The 21037-nt window shown below is 59.0% G+C and carries 16 protein-coding genes; 13 read left to right on the top strand and 3 right to left on the bottom strand.

Annotation, left to right across the window (positions count from 1 at the left end; translation table 11 throughout):
- Positions 1-5 precede the first annotated feature (5 nt).
- The 6 genes from cysT (at position 6) to A8B84_RS18600 (ending at position 6961) form a co-directional block, all read left to right on the top strand.
- Positions 6-878, top strand: a complete 873-nt coding sequence (gene cysT / locus A8B84_RS18625) for a sulfate/thiosulfate ABC transporter permease CysT (protein ID WP_064230607.1) — start codon at positions 6-8, stop codon at positions 876-878.
- A gap of 3 nt (positions 879-881) precedes the next feature.
- The gene (cysW, locus tag A8B84_RS18620) at positions 882-1712 is read left to right on the top strand and encodes a sulfate ABC transporter permease subunit CysW (protein WP_053114946.1); all 831 of its coding nucleotides are present in this window, start codon (positions 882-884) and stop codon (positions 1710-1712) included.
- A 10-nt stretch (positions 1713-1722) separates the two neighbouring features.
- Positions 1723-2814 (top strand): sulfate/molybdate ABC transporter ATP-binding protein, encoded by a 1092-nt coding sequence (locus A8B84_RS18615; RefSeq protein ID WP_064230608.1) that lies wholly within the window; start codon positions 1723-1725, stop codon positions 2812-2814.
- A gap of 129 nt (positions 2815-2943) precedes the next feature.
- Positions 2944-5343: a Lon protease family protein gene (locus A8B84_RS18610; protein ID WP_064230609.1), complete on the top strand. Its 2400-nt coding sequence runs from the start codon at positions 2944-2946 to the stop codon at positions 5341-5343.
- The gene (locus A8B84_RS18605; protein WP_064230610.1) at positions 5336-6202 is read left to right on the top strand and encodes a universal stress protein; all 867 of its coding nucleotides are present in this window, start codon (positions 5336-5338) and stop codon (positions 6200-6202) included. The genes A8B84_RS18610 and A8B84_RS18605 overlap by 8 nt, the downstream gene beginning before the upstream one ends.
- A gap of 33 nt (positions 6203-6235) precedes the next feature.
- A complete protein-coding gene (locus tag A8B84_RS18600) occupies positions 6236-6961 on the top strand; it encodes a ZIP family metal transporter (protein ID WP_082905229.1) in 726 nt (241 codons plus the stop codon).
- Positions 6962-6970: 9 nt separating this feature from the next.
- Here A8B84_RS18600 and ftsH read toward each other — a convergent pair whose 3' ends face one another.
- The 3 genes from ftsH to ggt are packed head-to-tail and all read right to left on the bottom strand — an operon-like array spanning position 6971 to position 10935.
- Complete coding sequence (gene ftsH, locus A8B84_RS18595) at positions 6971-8884, bottom strand: ATP-dependent zinc metalloprotease FtsH (RefSeq protein ID WP_064230611.1); 1914 nt, start codon at positions 8882-8884, stop codon at positions 6971-6973.
- The gene (locus tag A8B84_RS18590; protein WP_014576785.1) at positions 8881-9129 is read right to left on the bottom strand and encodes a thiamine-binding protein; all 249 of its coding nucleotides are present in this window, start codon (positions 9127-9129) and stop codon (positions 8881-8883) included. The genes ftsH and A8B84_RS18590 overlap by 4 nt, the downstream gene beginning before the upstream one ends.
- 42 nt (positions 9130-9171) lie before the next feature.
- Complete coding sequence (ggt, locus tag A8B84_RS18585) at positions 9172-10935, bottom strand: gamma-glutamyltransferase (RefSeq protein ID WP_064230612.1); 1764 nt, start codon at positions 10933-10935, stop codon at positions 9172-9174.
- A gap of 143 nt (positions 10936-11078) precedes the next feature.
- Between ggt and purU the strand changes: the two genes are divergently transcribed.
- The 7 genes from purU (at position 11079) to cmk (ending at position 21013) form a co-directional block, all read left to right on the top strand.
- Complete coding sequence (purU, locus tag A8B84_RS18580) at positions 11079-11933, top strand: formyltetrahydrofolate deformylase (protein WP_064230613.1); 855 nt, start codon at positions 11079-11081, stop codon at positions 11931-11933.
- A gap of 126 nt (positions 11934-12059) precedes the next feature.
- Positions 12060-14699: a DNA gyrase subunit A gene (gene gyrA, locus A8B84_RS18575; RefSeq protein WP_064230614.1), complete on the top strand. Its 2640-nt coding sequence runs from the start codon at positions 12060-12062 to the stop codon at positions 14697-14699.
- Positions 14700-14750: 51 nt separating this feature from the next.
- A complete protein-coding gene (gene serC, locus A8B84_RS18570; RefSeq protein ID WP_064230615.1) occupies positions 14751-15833 on the top strand; it encodes a 3-phosphoserine/phosphohydroxythreonine transaminase in 1083 nt (360 codons plus the stop codon).
- Positions 15834-15835: 2 nt separating this feature from the next.
- Positions 15836-16933, top strand: a complete 1098-nt coding sequence (pheA, locus tag A8B84_RS18565) for a prephenate dehydratase (protein WP_064230616.1) — start codon at positions 15836-15838, stop codon at positions 16931-16933.
- 45 nt (positions 16934-16978) lie between these two features.
- Complete coding sequence (hisC, locus tag A8B84_RS18560) at positions 16979-18103, top strand: histidinol-phosphate transaminase (protein ID WP_064230617.1); 1125 nt, start codon at positions 16979-16981, stop codon at positions 18101-18103.
- 1 nt (position 18104) lies between these two features.
- Positions 18105-20333: a bifunctional prephenate dehydrogenase/3-phosphoshikimate 1-carboxyvinyltransferase gene (locus A8B84_RS18555; RefSeq protein ID WP_064230618.1), complete on the top strand. Its 2229-nt coding sequence runs from the start codon at positions 18105-18107 to the stop codon at positions 20331-20333.
- Positions 20333-21013: a (d)CMP kinase gene (gene cmk / locus A8B84_RS18550; protein WP_064230619.1), complete on the top strand. Its 681-nt coding sequence runs from the start codon at positions 20333-20335 to the stop codon at positions 21011-21013. The genes A8B84_RS18555 and cmk overlap by 1 nt, the downstream gene beginning before the upstream one ends.
- Positions 21014-21037: the final 24 nt, after the last annotated feature.

Raw genomic sequence — 21037 nt, 5'->3', positions numbered from 1 at the left:
GATCCATGGCCACCAATGACCTTTCGGAGCGCCCGACAAAACGGCTGAGCGCTCCCGCCACCAAACGCGTTTTGCCGGGGTTCGGACTGAGCCTCGGCATTTCGCTTTTCTTTATCAGCCTGGTGCTGCTTCTGCCCATCAGCGGCCTGTTTATTCGTGCCGCCGGCATGGGGTGGGAGCAGTTCTGGTTTGTAATCACTGATCCGCGGGTGGTTGCGTCCTATAAGGTCACCGCTCTGGCTGCCCTGGCGGCCTCCCTGTTCAATTGCGTGTTCGGCCTGCTGATGGCCTGGGTGCTCGTGCGTTATGAGTTCCCGGGCAAACGATTGTTGGATGCGATCATGGATCTGCCGTTTGCTCTGCCGACCGCCGTGGCCGGGATCACGCTGGCAACCCTGTTTGCCGAGAACGGCTGGTATGGGCAGTATCTCGCCGATGTGGGTATTGAAGTGGCATTCACACCGCTGGGTATTGTGGTGGCGATGGCGTTTACCAGTGTGCCGTTTGTGGTGCGCACGGTTCAGCCGGTGCTAGAAGAGATGGCCCCGGAGGACGAAGAGGCGGCCATGAGTCTGGGCGCCTCGGACATGACGGTATTCCGGAAGATTCTTTTTCCCACGCTATGGCCGGCGGTTGTTACCGGCGGTGCGCTCTCGTTTGCACGCAGTTTGGGAGAGTATGGTGCCGTGATCTTTATTGCCGGTAACTCCCCCTATATCAGTGAAGTGATCAGTCTGATGATCTTTGTTCGCCTGGAGGAATACGATTTTCCGGCGGCCAGTGCCATTGCCGCAGTAGTGATGACGGTGTCGCTGTTGCTGCTTCTGGCGATCAATGTCTGGCAGGGGCGCTATCTCAAGCGCTTGCACGGAGGTTAGGGTATGGCTGCGCGTAAACATCGCCGCGTTGGCGACAGCCCGTTGGTTCGTCGCACTCTGATCGGAATTGCCGTCGGCCTGACGGTGCTTCTGCTGTTCATGCCCCTGGTGCTGATCTTTGTGCAGGCGTTTGCCGAGGGTTGGGCCGGTTACGTCAGCAATATCCTCAATGAGTACACGCTTCACGCCATCGGTCTGACGCTGGTAGTTGCGCTGCTCACGGTACCGTTAAACATGGTGTTCGGCGTGTTCCTGGCCTGGCTGGTGACCCGTTTCCGATTCCCCGGTCGCAAACTGCTCACCACCCTTATTGATATCCCGTTCGCCGTGTCTCCGGTGGTTGCCGGCCTGCTGTTCCTGCTGCTCTACGGCAGCAATGGCTGGGTGGGCCAGTGGCTCGGCGAGTACGACATTCAACTGATGTTCTCCTGGCCCGGCATCGTGATGGTCACCGTGTTTGTGACTTGTCCGTTCGTGGCCAGAGAACTGATCCCGCTGATGCAGCAACAGGGTCGGGAAGAGGAAGAGGCCGGGGTGGTGCTGGGCGCATCCGGCTGGCAGCTGTTCCGGCGGGTTACCCTGCCGAACATTCGTTGGGCGTTGCTGTACGGCGTGATCCTCACCAATGCCCGGGCAGTGGGGGAGTTTGGTGCGGTATCGGTGGTCTCCGGCAATATCCGTGGCGAAACCAACACTCTGCCGCTGCAGGTGGAGCTGCTTTACCAGGATTACAACACCGTAGGCGCGTTCGCGGCATCCTCACTGTTGGCCGGCATCGCGCTGATCACTCTTGTCGTGAAGGCCATTGTTGAATGGCGTCAGAGTCGTAATTAAGGGTTTCCCCATGAGTATCGAGATACAGGGTATCAACAAGTTTTTCGACAAGTTCCAGGCCCTGCATGACATCAATCTGACCATTCCGGATGGCCAGCTCACGGCGTTGCTGGGCCCTTCCGGTTCGGGCAAGACCACGCTGTTGCGCATTATCGCCGGCCTGGAAACACCTGAACAGGGCAGGATCCGGTTTAGTGGACGGGACGTGACCGACCTGCACGTTCGGGACCGGCGCGTGGGATTTGTATTCCAGCACTATGCGTTGTTCCGCCACATGACGGTGGCCGAGAACGTGGCTTTTGGCCTTAACGTGCTGCCGCGTAAGGAACGCCCGGGTAAGCCTGAGATCCGCAAGCGGGTGAAAGACCTGCTGGAAATGGTACAGCTGGAACATCTGGCTGACCGTTACCCGGCGCAACTCTCCGGTGGCCAGAAGCAGCGCATTGCTTTGGCCCGGGCCATGGCCATGCGGCCAGAGATTCTTCTGCTGGATGAGCCCTTCGGCGCACTTGATGCCAAGGTGCGAAAAGACCTGCGCCGCTGGCTGCGCAGCCTCCATGACGAGCTGCACTTCACCAGTGTGTTCGTGACCCACGATCAGGAGGAGGCCCTGGAACTGTCGGATCAGGTGGTTGTGATGAGCAATGGCCGGATTGAGCAGGTTGATACGCCCCTGGAGCTCTATGGCCGCCCGGACAGCCGGTTTGTGTTCGAGTTTCTGGGGCAGGTGAATGTGTTATTCGGCAAGATCCGCGATGGTGTCATGAGCCAGGGTGACGCCTGGATTCGCCTGCCCGAAGGCTGCGAAAACGATGACGCGCAGCTCTATCTGCGACCTCACGAGGTGCGCTTGACCCAGTCTGCCAGTGACGAGGCCCATCTGCCTTTCCGGATCGAGGCCATCAACCTGATCGGTGCGGAAGTGCGAATCGAACTCAAACCCGATGGCTGGGAGTGCGAGGAGCTTTGGGAGGTAGGCATCAGCCATACCGAGTTCAACGCCCGCCAGCCCCAACGCGGTGACCGTTGCTTTGCGGTGCCGGATGTCGGGCATCTGTTCTGTGAGCATGCGGTGGAGCCCAAGACTCTCGAGTGGCGCTAGCCTGACGATTGTTGGAGCGGGTCGCCCGCCATCATCTATAGTTTCCTGATGAGGGGCTTTGCCCCCGGATTACTCGTTCGACGTAATCGGCGTACTCCACCCTCGGGTGGAAACCATCAGGAGGATGTAATGCCACTACCCGCCCCGTTAACCGAAAACCAGGTCTACCACTGTTGCCCGGAAGACAAGCTGGATTTCATCACTACCGAAGACCTGCCAGACCTTGAGCGTCCTTATGGTCAGGATAGGGTGTTGAGGGCGCTGGAATTTGGCGCCGGTATTCAGGCAGAGGGTTTCAACCTCTTTGTCCTCGGACCCTCCGGGGCGGGTAAGCACGAACTTGTCGAGCGATTTCTTTCCCTGCACGCCGCCAGGCAACCGGTTCCTCCGGATTGGTGCCATGTCTATAACTTCCAGTTCTCGGACCGACCGAATGCTTTGAAGCTGCCGGCCGGAGAAGGGCGGCAATTCAAGAAGGACATGAACGATCTGGCCGAAGAGCTGCGCACGGCCATTCCAGCGGCGTTTGAGAGCGAGGAATACCAGGCCCGGTTGCAGGAACTGCAGGAAGAAATGGCCAAGCGGCAGCACCAGGGTCTGTTCGAGATCCAGGAAGAGGCCAACCGCAACAACATTGCCATGATCACCACGCCGGCCGGTTTCACCTTCGCCCCCATGCGCAAGGGCGAGGTGATCGACCCCGAGGAATACAAGAACTTTTCTGATGAAGAGAAGCAGCTGGTTGAATCCAAGGTCGAGGAGCTTCAGAAAAAGCTGCAGCAGACCATTCAGCAGATTCCCAGGATGCGGAAAGAAGTGCGGGAACGGGTCCATGCCCTCAATGAAGAGATGGTGCAGCTGACCCTGGGCGGCCCGATCGGTGAATTGCGGGAGAAGTGGTCGCACCTTCCGGATATTGTCGATTACCTGGATGCCGTCCGCGAAGACGTAGTGGAACATGCCGAAGCTTTCCAGGACAGTGATAACGGGCCACCGGTCGGCCTGCTGGCCCGCTACAAGGTCAATTTGCTGGTGGATAATGCCGAGACAGTCGGCGCGCCCGTTATCTACGAGGACTTGCCCAACCACCAGCACCTGGCGGGGCAGATCGAACACCGGGCCCGCCAGGGCAATCTCTATACGGATTTCACCCTGATTCGTGGCGGCTCCATGCATCGGGCCAGTGGCGGGTATCTGATCATTGATGCCCGCCGGGTGCTGACGCAGCCGATGGCGTGGGAAAGCCTGAAGCGGATTCTGTCTTCCGGTGAAATCCGCATAGAGTCCCTGGAGCGGCTCTATGGGTTGGTAAGTACCGTCAGTCTTCAGCCCGAGCCGATTCCGGTGTCGGTCAAAGTGGTTCTGCTCGGGGACCGGATGTTGTATTACCTGCTGTCGCACTACGATCCGGATTTCCTGGACCTGTTCAAGGTGGAGGCGGATTTCGAGGACGATCTGGACCGCAACGACGGCTGTTACGAGCTTTACGCCCGAATGATTGCGACCATGGCCCGAGCTCTGAAAATGCGGCCACTGGAGCGAAGCGCAGTGGCCAGACTGATCGAGCATGCGAGCCGGCTGGCAGCGGACCAGCGCAAACTGACCGCCCACGATCGGGTGCTTCGGGACATTCTGAGTGAGGCAGACCACTGGGCGGGCCAGGCCGGGGCCGATACGGTCGAAGCCAGCCACCTCCAGCAGGCCATTGATGAACGGGAATATCGGGCCAGCCGGGTGCGGGAGCGAAGCCGCGAGCAAATCAGCCGGGGTGTGGTGATGATTGCCACCACCGGCGAGGAAGTGGCTCAGGTGAATGGCCTTTCGTTACTCAGGCTCGGGGCGTCAATGTTTGGCCAGCCTACCCGGATTACCGCCACGGCACGGCCCGGCAAGGGGCAGGTGGTGGATATTGAGCGGGAGGCCAAACTTGGCGGCCCCATTCACAGCAAGGCTGTGATGATTCTTTCACGGTTCCTTGCGAGTCGTTACGCCGGTGATGGCGAACTGTCGCTGTCAGCGAGTCTGGCTTTTGAGCAATCCTATGGTGGTGTTGAGGGTGATTCTGCCTCGGTGGCAGAGACTTGCGTGCTGCTGTCAGCCATTTCCCGTGTACCACTGAAGCAGTCCTTCGCCGTAACGGGGTCCATGAACCAGCATGGTGAAGTTCAGGCCGTTGGCGGCGTGAACGAGAAGATCGAAGGCTTTTTCGACGTCTGCAAGGAAGCTGGTGACATTAGCGGGCAGGGCGCTCTGTTGCCCGCAAGCAACGTTGAGCACCTCATGCTGAGAGCCGACGTGAGGCAGGCGATTGCTGAAGACCGGTTCCGAATTTATCCGGTTTCAGACATCAATGAGGCAATTGAGCTGTTAACCGGTCTTGAGCCCGGAGAGCCGGACAGTAATGGCGAGTTCCCTGAGAACAGCTTCAATCGCCGTGTTGCCGAGCGCCTCGAGAAGTTCGCGGAGGCTAGCAAGAAACGGGACGAGAACGGAGAAACGAACAACAGCGGAGGCAAGGATCGTGACTGATGCGCCGACAACTCAGGCAGATCCCGGCACCTCAACTGGTCGTGTACTGGTGCTTCTGGATGGTTCCAGAATGAGTTACGCCGCCTTGCGGGCTGCGGCTGAGATCGCGGCGTCCACCGGTGCCGAGGTGCTGGGCGTGTTTGTTGAGGAACTGAATCAGCTGCGAAGCGCCGGCTATGGTTTTGCCCGCGAAGTGGGGGCGTCATCCGGGGTCAGCCGCCCCTTTGATCCTGCCGGCGTTGAGCAGCGAATGCAGAGATTGGCGGACCAGGCTCGCCGTGCCCTTGCCGGTGCTGTAGCGCCCCATGGTGGCAGGCACTCACTGAGCGTTGCCCGTGGCCATGTGATCGATGAAGTGTTGGCTCTGGCGGGGCCCGGGGATCTTCTGGTGCTTGGTCGCGTCGGTTGGTCCTTTGGGCCGGGCGCGCGGTTGGGCTCCACGGCAAAAGGCCTTGTTTACCGATCACCGGGCAAGGTGTTGCTCTGGTGTGAAAAACACTCTCTGCCTCAGGGTAGGGTTGTGGTCTTTCTGAATGATCACGTGGACGCCAACAGCCGCGCTATACAGGCAGCCGCTGAGGTGAGCCGTCGCTCTAATCGACCCGTGACGTTTTTGATGGGAGCGGATTCAAGTGTCCTGTCCAAAGACCTTAAAGGCGTCGCCAGGGACCTCGGTGTTCAGGAATCGGAGCTTCGTGTAAGGTCTTTGCCGTCAACGGATCCGGTTACGGTGGCCGGCATTTTGCGCCAGGAAAGGGCGGTCCAGTTGGTGCTCAGCCGTGATTGTGCCCTGCTTCAGGAGCCTAACGCAGAGAGGTTGCTGGTGGCCCTGAATCTTCCGGTTACGGTCACGCCTTAAATTCTCCTGTCTGTTTCATAGGTCTGTTATCCGATGTTCATGGACGTTCTCTACATTGTTGGCCTGACCGTTCTTGCCGGTGCCTGCATTCCACTGGGCGGTCTGCTCGCCAGCTTCGAGCACATCCGTCCAAACTGGCTGGAGCAGGAGGTCCGTCATTTTCTGATCGCGCTGGGCGGTGGCATACTGCTGGGTGCGGTTTCAGTGGTTCTGATCCCCGAAGGACAATCCAGCATGGGGGATTCTCTGTGGGCCATTCCTGCCATCATTGCCGGTGGGCTGCTTTTCTTTGGGGTAGAGCGGATTCTTGGCCTGAAGCGGCGCGAGTCTCCGCAACTGATGGGCGTGATGCTCGACTTTATTCCGGAGGCAACGGCTTTGGGCGGCCTTGCTGTCGTGAGCCCGGAAACGGCAGTGTTGATGGCTGTCCTGATAGCCATGCAGAATCTGCCTGAGGGGTTCAATGCCTATCGGGAGTTGGTTAGTCTGCCGGGTTATAGCTCCACGAAAACCCTGTTGTTTATGACCGGCCTTGTGATGACGGGGCCGCTGGCGGGTTTGCTCGGCTATTTTTTCCTGTCGGAACGCCCGGTGGTATTGGGCGCGATCATGCTGATTGCTTCGGGCGGTATTCTCTACCTGATATTTCAGGATATCGCCCCGCAATCCAGGCTTGAGCGCCACTGGGGGCCGCCGCTGGGTGCGGTTGTGGGGTTCTGCCTCGCGCTATTCAGTCATGATCTGGTGGGTCAGGTCTGATCCATCAGATCAGGCAATTTTTCGGGCGTCTTCCTTGCGCAGGATTTCCTCGACATCTTCGGCAGACAGGGTCTCGTGCTTCAATACGGCTTTGGCCAATGCTTCCAGCTGGTTGCGGTGTTCGGTCAGGAAGTCCAGGGTCGCTTTCTCCAGGGCCAGCAGTTGGGACTGGATTTCCCCGTCGATCATCTCGGCCATCTTCTCGCTGAACTCCCTCGGCATGCCCATCTCCCGGCCAAGGAAAACATGCTCTTCGCCGATGTTCAGGCCCAGGGGACCGATTTTTTCACTCATACCCCACTGGCCGATCATCTTGCGAATCAGCGCAGTAGCTTCCTTGAGATCGTTCTGGGCGCCGGTGCTGACTTCTCCGTAGATCAGCTTTTCCGAGCAGCGACCGCCAAGCATCACCTTGATGCGATCCTTCAGGTAGCTTTCGGTGTAGGTGTAGTGATCTTCCCTCGGGGTTTGTTCCGTAACTCCCATGGCCATGCCGTGAGGAATGATGGTCAACTTGGTAAGGGGATCCGCGTTCGGCATGTAGTAGGCCATGATGGCGTGACCACACTCGTGGTAGGCAACGGCCTCACGCTCCTGCGGGTTCAGCTTGGTGTCGCGCTCTTCACCGAGAATAATTCTGTCCCGGGCCAGATCAAAGCAATGGGCATTTACCTCATGCAGGCTTTCACGGGCTGCGGTGAGCGCCGCTTCATTTACGAGGTTCTTGAGATCCGCCCCGGAAAAGCCGATGGTGCGCGCGGCAAGTTGATCCAGGTCGACATCATTCGCCAGGGGGACCTTTCGCACGTGAACGGCCAGGATCGCCGCGCGGGCCTCCTTGTGGGGGCGGTCGAGGGTGATCTTGCGGTCAAAACGGCCCGGGCGGAGCAGGGCGCTGTCCAGTACGTCCGGCCGGTTGGTGGCAGCCAGTACCAGGACATTCTCGTGGGCCTCGAAACCGTCCATTTCCGTGAGAATCTGATTCAGGGTCTGTTCCCGCTCATCGTGGCCGCCACCCAGGCCCGCGCCCCGTGAACGGCCAATGGCGTCCAGTTCGTCGATGAAAATCAGCGCCGGCGCGTCTTTACGGGCTTCCTTGAACATGTCCCGAACCCGCGCGGCGCCAACACCCACGAACATCTCGATGAATTCCGAGGCGCTGATGCTGTAGAAGGGCACCTCCGCTTCGCCGGCGATGGCCCGGGCCAGCAGAGTCTTGCCTGTGCCCGGCGGGCCGACCAGGAGCACGCCCTTGGGCATGACGGCACCCAGGGCCCGATATTTTTCGGGAGATTTCAGGAAATCGATGATCTCGGCAATTTCCCGCTTGGCGGATTCAATGCCGGCTACGTCATCCAGGGTGGCGGTTGAGGTTTCCTTGCGGGCCCGTCTTGCCTTGGAACGGCTGAAATCAAACGGCCCACCTCCCTGGGTCATTCGCTTCTGCGCGGCGCCCCAGAACCAGAACATCAGCGCCAGCAGCAGGATCCAGGGCAGGAAGCCGCGGATCATCTCCTGCCACCAGGGTAAGCCGGAGGGGGTGGCACGGATGGTGACTTCGTGCTCTTCCAGAAGGTTAAGCAGGGAAGGGTCTTCCATGGGCGGGCGGATGGTCTGGAATCCCGGGGTGCTTGTCCGTGCGGGGCTGTCGGAGCTGAAGTCTGCCGCGCCGCTGTCGGTGAACAGGCCGGTGATGGCTTCTTCTTTCAAAGTGACTTCCGCCACCTGATCGTTCACCACAGCGGTTTTGAATTCCGAGTAGGCCAGGTCCTGAAGCCGGGGCTGTCCGCCGTCCTGAAGCCAGAGTACCATAAGAAAGATGGCGGCACTGAGCCACAGGAACGCGAACTGGTTCGGGATTGCCGGCTGCTGGTTCTGGTCCGGCTTCTGTTGTTGGTTCTCTGGCCCGCTCGGTGCTGTCATTTCGGTCTCCGGTCGCCCTCCATGATCTTCGCCACGAAGACGGATTTTCCGTAGGTCTCGAATGACCATTTCATGGTATCCGAGAGCACGCCCATAACCTCATCATAGTCGCCGAAAATCTCGGTGCTCATTCGCCCCGGGTAGACTTCCAGCCCGGTTTGTTCCAGGCGTGCGATAAGGTCTTTTATCGGCTGTTTATATTCCTCTTTCAGGGGATAACAGCTCAGTTGAACAGAAAGATACATAATGCCTCCGATCGGGTCAGTGACCCTGGTCAATTGCCAATATTAATAGCCCATGGCCGAGGAGGTACTTCTCCTTGGGTCTGCGCCACCGTGCCGGATTCCTTGATCATCAATCAGGATACTCTGGATGGCGCCCATGGCAGATCCGCCGACCACCTTGTGCCCCCGCTCTTCCAGTAGTCGGATGGTGTCGGGGCTGATGCCTTGCTCGATCCGGATTTCATCCGGCAGCCACTGGTGGTGCATACGAGGTGCGCTCACGGCGGTCTGTATGTTCATTCCATGATCAATCACATTGAGGATCACCTGCAAGGTGGTGGTTATAATCCTCGAGCCACCCGGGCTGCCGGTTACCAGAACATTCTTGCCGTCCTTTTTCACGATCGTGGGCGACATGGAGCTCAACATGCGCTTACCTGGCTCAACCTTGTTGGCTTCGCCGCCGATCAGGCCGTAGGCGTTCGGCACGCCCGGCTTGGCGCTGAAATCGTCCATTTCGTTGTTCAGCAGGAAGCCCGCGCCTTTTACCGTAATGCCGGATCCGTAACTGAAATTGATGGTGTAGGTGTTGGACACCGCGTTGCCCCATTTGTCCACCACGGAAAAATGGGTAGTCTCCGGGCTTTCCCAGGCTGCCGGCTGGCCCGGATTGATCTCGCTGGCCGGCCGCGCCCTTTCGGGGTCAATGCCTTTGCGCCGTTCTTCTGCGTAACCTTTGCTGGTGAGCCCCGCCAACGGTACATCTACATAATCGGTGTCGCCCAGGTATTTCGAGCGATCGGCGTAGGCCAGTTTCATGGCCTCTGCCATGTGATGGATTGCATCAGCAGAGTTATGGCCAAACTCGGCCATGGGGAAGCCTTCCAGGATATTCAAGATCTGGACGATGTGTGTGCCCCCGGAAGAGGGTGGTGACATGGAGAAAATATCGTACCCGCGATAGTTGCCATGAACCGGAGTTCGAACCACCGGGGAATAATCTTTCAGGTCCTGCAAGGTGATCAGGCCATCGTGCCGATCCATCTCACTGGCGATCAGTTCGGCCGTTTCACCCTCGTAAAAGCCCTTTACGCCGTCATCGGAAACGCGCTGGAGCGTCGCGGCCAGTTCCGGCTGGCGAAAGCGCTCGCCGGGCTGCCAGGCGCTGCCGTCTTCCTTATAAAAGGTTTCACGGGTGGCGGGCCAGGGCTCAAGCCTGTCCCGGGCCTGTTCCAGCCCCTCGGTAAAGCGCTGGGGTACGATGAAGCCATCCCTCGCAAGTTTGATGGCCGGCGCCAGCGCCTGTTTCAGGGTAATGGTGCCGTGTCGCTCCAGCGCCAGTGCCAGGCCAGCGACGGTCCCGGGTACGCCAGCGGCCAGGTGGGTAAAGCGGCTGCGGTTTTGAACCACGTTTCCGGATTCGTTCTGGAACATGGTTTCAGTCGCGGCAGCGGGCGCTTTCTCCCGGTAATCGATGGCTTCCGGGTCTGAGCCGTCGCCTTTGGAAATCAGCATGAAGCCGCCGCCGCCAATGTTGCCGGAGCGTGGCTGAGTAACCGCCAGGGCAAAACCCGCCGTGACCGCCGCATCTATGGCATTGCCGCCGTTCTTCAGTACCTCCAGGGCAACCTCGGTGGCCAGTGTGTGGCTGGTGGCAACCATGCCCTGGGTCGCAGTAACCGGGTGAAATCGCTCTCCCTCAAGAATGGCTTGCCCGAAAGCCGGGCCTGCGGCCATCAAAAAGGCCAGGGCCGCGACAATCGAAAGGCGGCCTGAGCGCCCCCTGGCGAGGTTTTTGGTTGTATGTTGGTAGAGGCCGCTGTCCATATCTCCATTCCTCGTTTCTGGCGTTCAGATAGGCTATGATAGCCGGTCATTTTCATAGGTGCGTACCGTTAACCTGCCGTTAATGCCGGTGGTGATTCCCCGACGCACCTGCTTTCCCGGATTTCAGTTAAGGAAAGGCTTTCATGGAGCATACCTATCGTCTTGTGATTTCCTGCCCCGACCGGGTGGGAATTGTCGCCAAGGTGAGTAATTTTCTATCCACGTACAATGGCTGGATTACCGAGGCAAGTCACCACTCGGATACTCACACCGGCTGGTTTTTCATGCGGCACGAGATCAAGGCTACCTCGATTCCGTTCGGCCTGGACCAGTTCCGCGCCGCGTTCGAGCCGATTGCCCGCGAATTCAATATGAACTGGCACATTGCCGATTCGGCCCAGCCCAAGAAAGTCATACTGATGTGCAGCAAGGAATCCCACTGCGTTGCAGACCTTCTGTACCGCTGGCACAGCAACGAGATCAATGCCGAGATTGTAGCGGTCATCTCCAACCACGACGATCTGCGCCGGATGGTGGAATGGCACGAGATTCCCTACCACCATGTGCCGGTCAGCAAGGAAAACAAGGCGGAAGCCTTTGCCCATATCGATGAGCTCTTCCAGAAGTACGAAGCCGATGTGGTGGTGCTGGCCCGTTATATGCAGATCCTGCCGGGCGAGCTTTGCCAGAAATACTCGGGCAAGGTCATCAACATCCATCACAGCTTCCTGCCGTCTTTCGCAGGTGCACGCCCCTATCACCAGGCCTACAGCCGGGGTGTGAAGCTGATTGGTGCCACCTGCCACTATGTGACCCAGGACCTCGACGAGGGCCCGATCATCGAGCAGGACGTTATCCGGATCACCCACAGCGATTCCATCGAGGATATGGTTCGCCTGGGCAAGGATGTGGAGAAGAACGTGCTGGCCCGGGGCCTGCGTTCCCACATCGAAGACCGGGTGATTACCTACGAAAACAAGACAGTGGTGTTTGATTAAGGCTGCCTCACAGTTGCCCCGGAGAGGGTGCGACTGTGGTAGACTTGGCGGCTTGTTGAAGAATAACTATGGGGCCCGGAAACGGCTCCGATACGACTTCCAGATAACGCAAAGGAACCTTTCTCGATGGGTGAATTAGCCAAAGAGATCCTGCCGGTCAATATTGAAGACGAGTTAAAACAGTCCTACCTCGATTACGCCATGAGCGTGATCGTCGGGCGGGCGCTTCCGGATGTGAGGGACGGCCTCAAGCCGGTTCACCGTCGCGTTCTGTTCGCCATGTCCGAACTGAACAACGACTGGAACAAGGCCTATAAGAAGTCCGCCCGTGTGGTGGGTGATGTCATTGGTAAATACCACCCCCACGGTGACTCTGCGGTATACGACACCATCGTACGTATGGCCCAGCCGTTCTCCCTGCGGTATCCGCTGGTCGACGGCCAGGGTAACTTTGGTTCCATCGACGGTGATAACGCGGCAGCCATGCGTTACACCGAGATCCGCATGGAGAAGATCGCCCACTCCCTGCTGGCGGATCTGGACAAGGAAACGGTCGATTTCGTCGATAACTACGACGGCACCGAGCGGATTCCCGAGGTTCTGCCCACCCGGGTGCCCAACCTGCTGGTGAACGGTTCCTCTGGTATTGCCGTGGGTATGGCTACCAACATTCCGCCCCACAACCTGACGGAAGTCGTAAGCGGCTGCCTGGCGCTGATTGATAATCCGGATCTGACCATCGATGAGCTGATGGAATTCATTCCGGGCCCGGATTTCCCGACCGAGGGCATTATCAACGGCCGTGCCGGCATTGTTGAGGCCTACCGTACCGGCCGTGGTCGTATCTATATTCGTGCCCGCCACGAGATCGAGCACGACAACAAGACCAATCGCGATGCCATCATCATCACCGAGCTGCCGTATCAGCTGAACAAGGCCCGCCTGATCGAAAAGATCGCCGAGCTGGTGAAAGAGAAGCGTCTCGAGGGTATCTCCGAGCTGCGGGACGAATCCAACAAGGAAGGTATTCGGGTGGTGATTGAGCTGCGTCGGGGTGAAAACCCGGACGTTGTGATCAACAACCTGTTTGCCCAGACCCAGCTGGAAACCGTATTCGGCATCAACATGGTCGGCCTGATCAACGGTGAGCCGAAAACCCTGAATCTGAAGCAGCTGCTGGATGCCTTTGTTCGTCACCGCCGTGAAGTGGTGACCCGCCGTACCATCTACGAACTGCGCAAGGCCCGTGAACGTGGCCATATTCTGGAAGGTCTGACCGTTGCCCTGGCCAACATCGACGAGATTATCGAGCTGATCAAGGCCTCGCCGTCTGCCGCCGAAGCCAAGGAAAAGCTGATTGCCAGGGGCTGGTCCCCGGGCGATGTCATGGCCATGCTGGAGCGTGCTGGCGAAGACGCCTGTCGTCCGGACGATCTGCCAGAGATATATGGGCTGCGTGAAGGGCTGTATCATCTGTCTCCGGAGCAGGCCCAGGCGATCCTGGATCTGCGACTGCACCGCCTGACCGGCCTGGAAACCGAGAAGCTCCAGAACGAGTACAAGGAGATTCTCGAAAAAATTGCCGATCTGCTGGATATCCTGGGCGACCCGGAGCGGTTGCTTCAGGTAATTCGGGAAGAGTTGGAAGCTATCGTTAGCGAATTCGGCGACGAGCGTCGTACCGAGATCACCAGCTCCCGTCGCGACCTGACCATCGCAGACCTGATTGATGAAGAAGATCTGGTGGTGACAATCTCCCACAGTGGTTACGCCAAGACACAGGCAGTGGAAGACTACCAGGCCCAGCGCCGGGGCGGTCGCGGCAAGGCGGCAACTTCCATGAAGGATGAAGACTTCGTTGAGAAGCTGCTGGTTGCCAACTCCCACGACACGATTCTGTGCTTCTCCAACCGTGGCAAGGTCTACTGGCTGCGGGTATTCGAGATTCCGCGTGCGAGCCGGGCGTCCCGCGGGCGGCCCATGGTGAATATCCTGCCGCTGGATGAGGGAGAGCGTATTACCACCTTCCTGCCGGTTCGTGACTATCCGGAAGACCAGTTTGTGCTGATGGCTACGTCCGCAGGCGTGGTCAAGAAAACGCCGTTGCCGAACTTCTCGCGTCCGCGCAGCAGCGGCCTGATCGCCCTGTCTCTGGACGAAGGCGATACCCTGATCGGTGCGGCCATTACCAAGGGCGATGCCGAGGTCATGCTGTTCTCGACCGCTGGCAAGGCCGTGCGTTTCAACGAAGAAGCCGTTCGTCCGATGAGCCGGACAGCCCGTGGTGTTCGCGGTATCAAGATGCCGGAAGGTCACCATGTGGTGTCGCTGATCATCCCGCAGGAAGGCGGGGTTATCCTGACGGCCTCCGAAAATGGCTACGGCAAGCGGACCGCTATCGACGAGTTCCCGACCTACAGCCGGGGTAGCCAGGGCGTTATCGCCATGCAGTGCTCCGAACGCAACGGTAACCTGGTTACAGCCCTGCAGTTGTTCGAAGGCGATGAAATGATGCTGATCTCTGACAAGGGCACGCTGGTGCGTACTCGGACAGACGAAGTGTCCGTTCTGAGCCGGAACACCCAGGGTGTGCGCCTGATCAAGCTGAGTCAGGAAGACGAGCGGCTGGTAGGCGTTGAGCGGATCGCGGAAACCGACGACGAAGAGCTCGACAGCGAAGGCAACCCGATTGTTGCCGCCGAGAGCCCGGAAGAAGGCCAAGAAGGCCAAGAAGGCCAAGAAGGCGAGAGTGCCGGCGACGAATAAGCCGGCACTTGCCACAGACAGATTCAGCAAGACGTGAGAGAACACAGCAACATGAGCAGGGCGTATAATTTTTGTGCAGGTCCGGCGACTTTGCCGGAGAGCGTGCTTCGTCAGGCGCGGGATGAAATGCTCGACTGGCGCGGTACCGGCATGTCGGTGATGGAAATGAGCCATCGCAGCGATGAGTTTGTCCAGATTGCCGAGACTGCAGAAAAAGATCTGCGTGAACTGGCTGGCGTGTCGGATGATTACGCCGTTCTGTTTATGCAGGGTGGAGCGTCCAGCCAGTTTTCCACCATTCCTCTGAATCTGCTGGGCGAAAACGGCTCTGCGGACTACGTGAACACCGGCATCTGGTCCAAGAAGGCCATTGCCGAGGCCAGTCGTTATGGCAAGGTGAACGTGGTAGCGAGTTCAGAAGATAGTGGCTTTACCACGGTTCCGGACCAGTCTTCGTGGCAGACCACCGCCGATGCGGCGTACCTGCACTACACGCCCAACGAAACCATCGGTGGACTGGAGTTCGATTTTGTTCCGGATAGCGCGGGCACACCGCTGGTCGCCGACATGTCCTCATCGATGCTTTCGAGGCCGGTGGACGTCTCCAGGTTCGGCGTAATCTACGCCGGTGCCCAGAAGAACATCGGTCCCTCAGGATTGGTGGTGGTCATTATTCGCAAGGATCTCCTCGGCAAGGCCCGAAGGGAGACCCCGACCATGATGAACTATCAGGTGATTGCGGATAACGGCTCCATGTACAACACCCCGGCCACCTACTCCTGGTACCTGGCCGGTCTGGTGTTCAAGTGGCTGAAAGAGCAGGGCGGTGTGAAGGCAATGGGTGAGGTCAACCTGCGCAAGGCCCGCAAGCTCTACGACTTTATCGATACCAACGAGTTCTACGCCAACCCGATCGATCCGCGCTTCCGCTCCTGGATGAACGTGCCGTTCACCCTGGCTGATGACGCCCTGAATGGCGAATTCCTGAAAGGTGCCAATGCCCGTGGCCTGCTGAACCTCGCCGGCCACCGCTCGGTTGGCGGAATGCGTGCAAGCATCTACAACGCGATGCCCGAGTCGGGGGTTGATGCGCTGATTGACTACATGACCGAATTTGCGAAGGAGCGTGGCTGATCATGAGTGACGAGCAGGTTCGGCTCGGAGAGCTGCGGGACGAGATCGATCAGATTGATCAGAAGATCATGGAGCTGATCAGTGCCAGGGCCGCCTGTGCCCAGGAAGTGGCCCACGTCAAAATGACCGCCAATCCGGGGCAGGACGTCTTCTTCTATCGCCCTGAGCGGGAAGCGCAAGTACTTCGGCGCATCAAGGAGCAGAATCCTGGGCCGCTGTCTGGTGAAGAAATGGCCCGTCTGTTCCGGGAAATCATGTCGGCCTGCCTGGCGCTTGAAAAGCCCATGCACATTGCCTTCCTTGGACCGATTGGCACCTTTACCCAGGCGGCAGCGCTCAAGCATTTTGGCCACTCGGTGGTCAGTGTGCCGCTACCGGCTATCGATGCGGTGTTCCGGGAGGTCGAATCCGGCGCAGCCCATTACGGCGTGGTACCGGTGGAAAACTCTACCGAGGGAATGATCAACCACACCCTCGATATGTTCATGTCCTCGCCGCTCAAGATCTGTGGCGAGGTTCAGCTGCGGATTCATCATCACCTCCTGGTGTCTCCGAAGCACGGCGACCAGGAAATTACCCGGATTTATTCCCATCAGCAATCGTTTGCCCAATGCCGGCAATGGCTGGATACCCACCGCTACGGCATCGAGCGGGTCACCGTCTCCAGCAATGCGGAAGCCGCCCGACGCGCCGCCGAAGAGCCGGGTACCGCAGCCATTGCCGGTGACATGGCGGCCGAGCTCTATGGCCTGGAGAAGCTGGCGAACAGCATTGAGGATCGCCCGGACAATACCACCCGATTCCTGATCATTGGCCGGGAGGAAGTGCCGGCCAGCGGTCACGACAAGTCATCCATTCTGGTGTCCATGCGCAACAAGCCAGGGGCTCTTTATCAGCTTCTCGAGCCGTTCCATCGTCACGGTCTCAGCCTGACCAGAATCGAAACGCGGCCGTCGCCCAGCGGTACCTGGGCCTATGTGTTCTACATCGATTTTGAGGGGCATATGGAGGACGAACAGGTTCGGAGGGTGCTGGCGGAAGTGGACGAAGAGGCCGTTGAACTCAAGCGCCTGGGTTCCTACCCGATTGGCGTGCTTTGAGTATCTGCACCTGCGTTTCTGAGAAAAGAGTGTCGAGGACGATTTATGGCCATTGATTACCAGAGTCTGGCGGTTCGCGGCGTACAGGCGCTCTCACCCTATCAGCCGGGCAAGCCGATTGAAGAGCTGGCCCGTGAGCTTGGCCTCAATCCGGCAGAGATCATCAAGCTGGCGAGCAATGAAAACCCGCTGGGGCCCAGCGAAAAGGCTCTGTCGGCTGCGCGGCAGGCTCTCTCCGAGCTTTGTCTGTATCCCGATGGTAACGGATTCAATCTGAAACAGGCGTTGTCGAAGCGTCTGAACGTTGGAATGGATCAGATTACCCTGGGTAACGGCTCCAATGATGTACTGGAAGTGATTACCCGTTGTTTCGCTGATACAGATTCCGAAGTCGTTTTCTCCCAGTACGCATTCGCCGTTTATCCTCTGGTGACCCAGGCTATCGGCGCCAGGGGCGTGTCTGTGCCAGCCCGGGAGTGGGGGCACGATCTGGATGCCATGGCTGCGGCGGTTACCGATCGCACTCGCCTGGTGTTTGTCGCCAACCCGAACAACCCCACGGGCACGGTTCACACGGCGGATGCCATTGAGGCGTTCCTGAACAAGATTCCGGAGAAGGTGCTTGTAGTTCTGGATGAGGCCTACTGCGAATACCTGACCGGAGAGCAATACCCGGACGGTGTTGAGCTTCTGGCCCGCTTCCCGAACCTCATCGTTTGCCGCACGTTTTCCAAGGCCTGGGGGCTGGCGGCTTTGCGGGTCGGGTACAGCATCTCCTCACCGGCCATTGCGGATATTCTGAACCGGGTGCGCCAGCCGTTTAACGTCGATACGGTTGCCCTGTCTGCGGCCACGGCTGTGCTTGAGGATGAAGACTATCTCCAGCGTTCCCGTGACGTGAACACAGCCGGTCTGCGTCAGTTGCAGGAGGCATTCGACCGGATGGGGCTCAGCTACATTCCGTCAGCCGGGAACTTCGTTGCCGTGGAAGTGGGGGAGCAGGCCATGGGCGTATACCAGGCTCTGCTCGCACACGGTGTAATTGTCCGGCCGATCGCGGGCTACGGCATGCCACGGCATCTCAGGGTGTCTGTCGGGCTTCCGGAAGAAAACGAGCGCTTTATCGAGGCTTTGGCCCAGGCCCTTACCGCATCGGGGCTCAGCGACTGATATGGCGTCTTCCGAGCCTCTGTTTAAAAGGGTAGCGGTGATTGGTCTGGGGCTGATTGGCGGCTCCCTGGCCTGCGCGATCCGGCGCAACGGGCTGGCGGGCACAGTTGTTGGTACAGATCAGCGCGATGAAGAGCTGCAACTCGGCAAAGAGCTGGGTGTAATCGATCAGTCGGCTGCTTCGATCGCCGATGCTGTCCGGGGGGCAGACCTGGTTGTGCTGGCCGTTCCTGTACGGGCTACTCGCAAGGTGCTTGAGCAGGTTCGCCCGGCACTGGAACCGGACGCGATATTGACCGACGTTGGTAGCACTAAATCCAGCTTCGTAACCGATGTTGAGGCCGTGTTCGGCGGCTTGTCGCCCCGGGTTATTCCCGGCCATCCCATTGCTGGCTCTGAAAAGAGCGGCATTCGGGCGGCCAATCCCGAGCTGTTTGCCAACCACAAGGTCATTCTTACGCCGCCTGACGACGTCAGTCAGCCACACCTTGCCCGGCTTAAAGCGCTGTGGGAGGGCTGTGGTGCCACGGTGCTGACCATGTCGGTGGCGTATCACGATGAGGTGCTGGCGGCCACAAGCCACCTGCCGCACCTGATTGCGTTCTCCCTGGTGGATACCCTGGCGGGTGAAGATGAGAACATGGATATCTTTCGCTATGCTGCCGGTGGCTTCAGGGACTTTACCCGGATTGCGGCCAGCGATCCGGTGATGTGGCACGATATCTTTCTGTCGAACCGCGATGCGGTTCTGCGCGTGATTGACCACTTTACCCACGATCTCGAGCAACTGCGTACTGCCATCGCCAACCAGGACAGTGCCACGTTGTTACGGGTTTTCAGTCGCGCCAAGGCGGCGCGTGAACATTTTTCGAAGATGCTCTCAGGACAGGCTTACGTGACAAACAACAGTGAAAAGCAGGTAACGTTCCGTCTTAGGCCCGGTGGGGCGATTGCCGGTGATATCCGGGTGCCCGGTGACAAGTCGATGTCACACCGTTCAATAATGCTGGGTGCGCTGGCGGACGGCGTAACCGAAGTGAAGGGATTTCTGGAAGGTGAGGACAGCCTGGCCACGCTCCAGGCGTTTCGGGATATGGGCGTAACCATCGAAGGCCCGGACGACGGCTTTGTTCGCATCCATGGCGTTGGCATGCACGGGCTTCAGGCCCCCCGGGGGCCTCTGTATCTGGGTAACTCGGGAACCGCCATGCGGTTGTTTGCGGGGTTGCTGGCCGCCCAGCCCTTTGATTCCGAGCTGACCGGCGATGCGAGTCTCTCCGGTCGCCCGATGGGGCGGGTTGCCGATCCGCTCAGGGCCATGGGTGCCGTGATTAATACCGCGGAGGGTGGCCGCCCGCCACTGAAGATCCGTGGCGGCCAGAAACTTTCCGGTATTCATTATGAAATGCCGGTGGCCAGCGCCCAGGTGAAATCGTGCCTCCTGCTGGCTGGTCTTTATGCGGAAGGCAGTACGTCGGTGACCGAGCCGGCTCCCACCCGCGATCACACCGAGCGCATGCTGGCGGGCTTTGGCTATCACGTTCACCGGGACGGCGCGACCGCAAGTGTCAGTGGTGGCGGCAAACTGACGGCGACCAATATTGATGTGCCTGCCGATATCTCGTCGTCCGCCTTTTTTCTGGTAGCCGCGAGTATTGCTCCCGGATCCGATCTGGTTCTGCGGCATGTGGGGATGAACCCGACCCGGGTCGGTGTGATCAACATCCTGAACCAGATGGGCGCCAGCATTGAGATTCTGGACGAGCGCGAAATCGGCGGCGAGCCGGTCGCTGACCTGCGGGTCCGCTCGGCAGAGTTGCAAGGTATCGATATTCCTGAGGATCAGGTGCCCCTGGCCATTGACGAATTCCCGGTGCTGTTCATCGCCGCGGCCTGTGCCAAAGGCCGAACGGTTCTGCGAGGCGCAGAGGAGCTTCGGGTCAAGGAAAGCGACCGAATCCAGGTAATGGCTGACGGCCTCGCCGCTCTGGGTGTGGAAACCACGGTAACGCCAGACGGCATCATTATTGATGGCGGCCAGACCATCGGTGGCGGCACCGTGAACAGCCATGGAGACCACCGGATTGCCATGTCTTTCGCGGTGGCATCGCTCCGCGCCGAGGGAGAGATCACGGTCACCGATTGTGCGAACGTGGCGACATCTTTCCCGGGATTCGTGGAACTTGCGCAAGGTACGGGAATCAATATCTCAGCCGAGGGGGCTGAATGATGTCAGATAGCAGTGCGCCGGTGATTACCGTGGACGGTCCCGGGGGTTCCGGCAAAGGCACAATTACCCAGATGCTGGCCCGTAAATTGGGTTGGCACCTGCTTGACAGTGGTGCCTTGTATCGGCTGACGGCCTTGGCCGCAGTTCGTCAGGGCGTGTCTCTGGACGATGAGGCCGGCCTGGTGAACGTCGCTGCCGGACTGGACGTGGCGTTTGAGCCCACTCCGGCAGGTGAACCGGTTAAAGTCATTTTGGCAGGGCAGGACGTGACCGCAGATATACGTACGGAATCGGCTGGCGACAATGCTTCAAAGGTGGCTGTGATGCAGCCGGTCCGGGACGCACTTTTGCAGCGCCAGCGCGACTTCCGGCAGGCGCCGGGCCTGGTGGCCGATGGTCGTGACATGGGGACGGTGGTGTTTCCGGATGCGCCGGTGAAAATCTTCCTTACGGCAAGCGCCGAGGAGAGGGCCCAGCGGCGCTATAGCCAGTTGAAGGACGCGGGTGTCGATGTTAATATTGACGCCCTTTTAGAGGAGATACGGGTTCGTGATGAACGGGATATGAACCGTTCCGCTGCCCCTCTCAAGCCCGCAGATGATGCGCAAGTCATTGATTCTACGGGGTTGAGTATAGAAGAGGTGTTGGACAGGTGTATGGCCGCAGCAGGCCAGGCCTGACTACACCTTTTTGTCGTTGAAATG

This window comes from Marinobacter sp. EhC06 (assembly GCF_001650915.1).
Classification (GTDB): Bacteria; Pseudomonadota; Gammaproteobacteria; order Pseudomonadales; family Oleiphilaceae; genus Marinobacter.
Note: the sequence above shows the minus strand (reverse complement) of the source record. Positions and strands in the feature narration are given on the sequence as shown.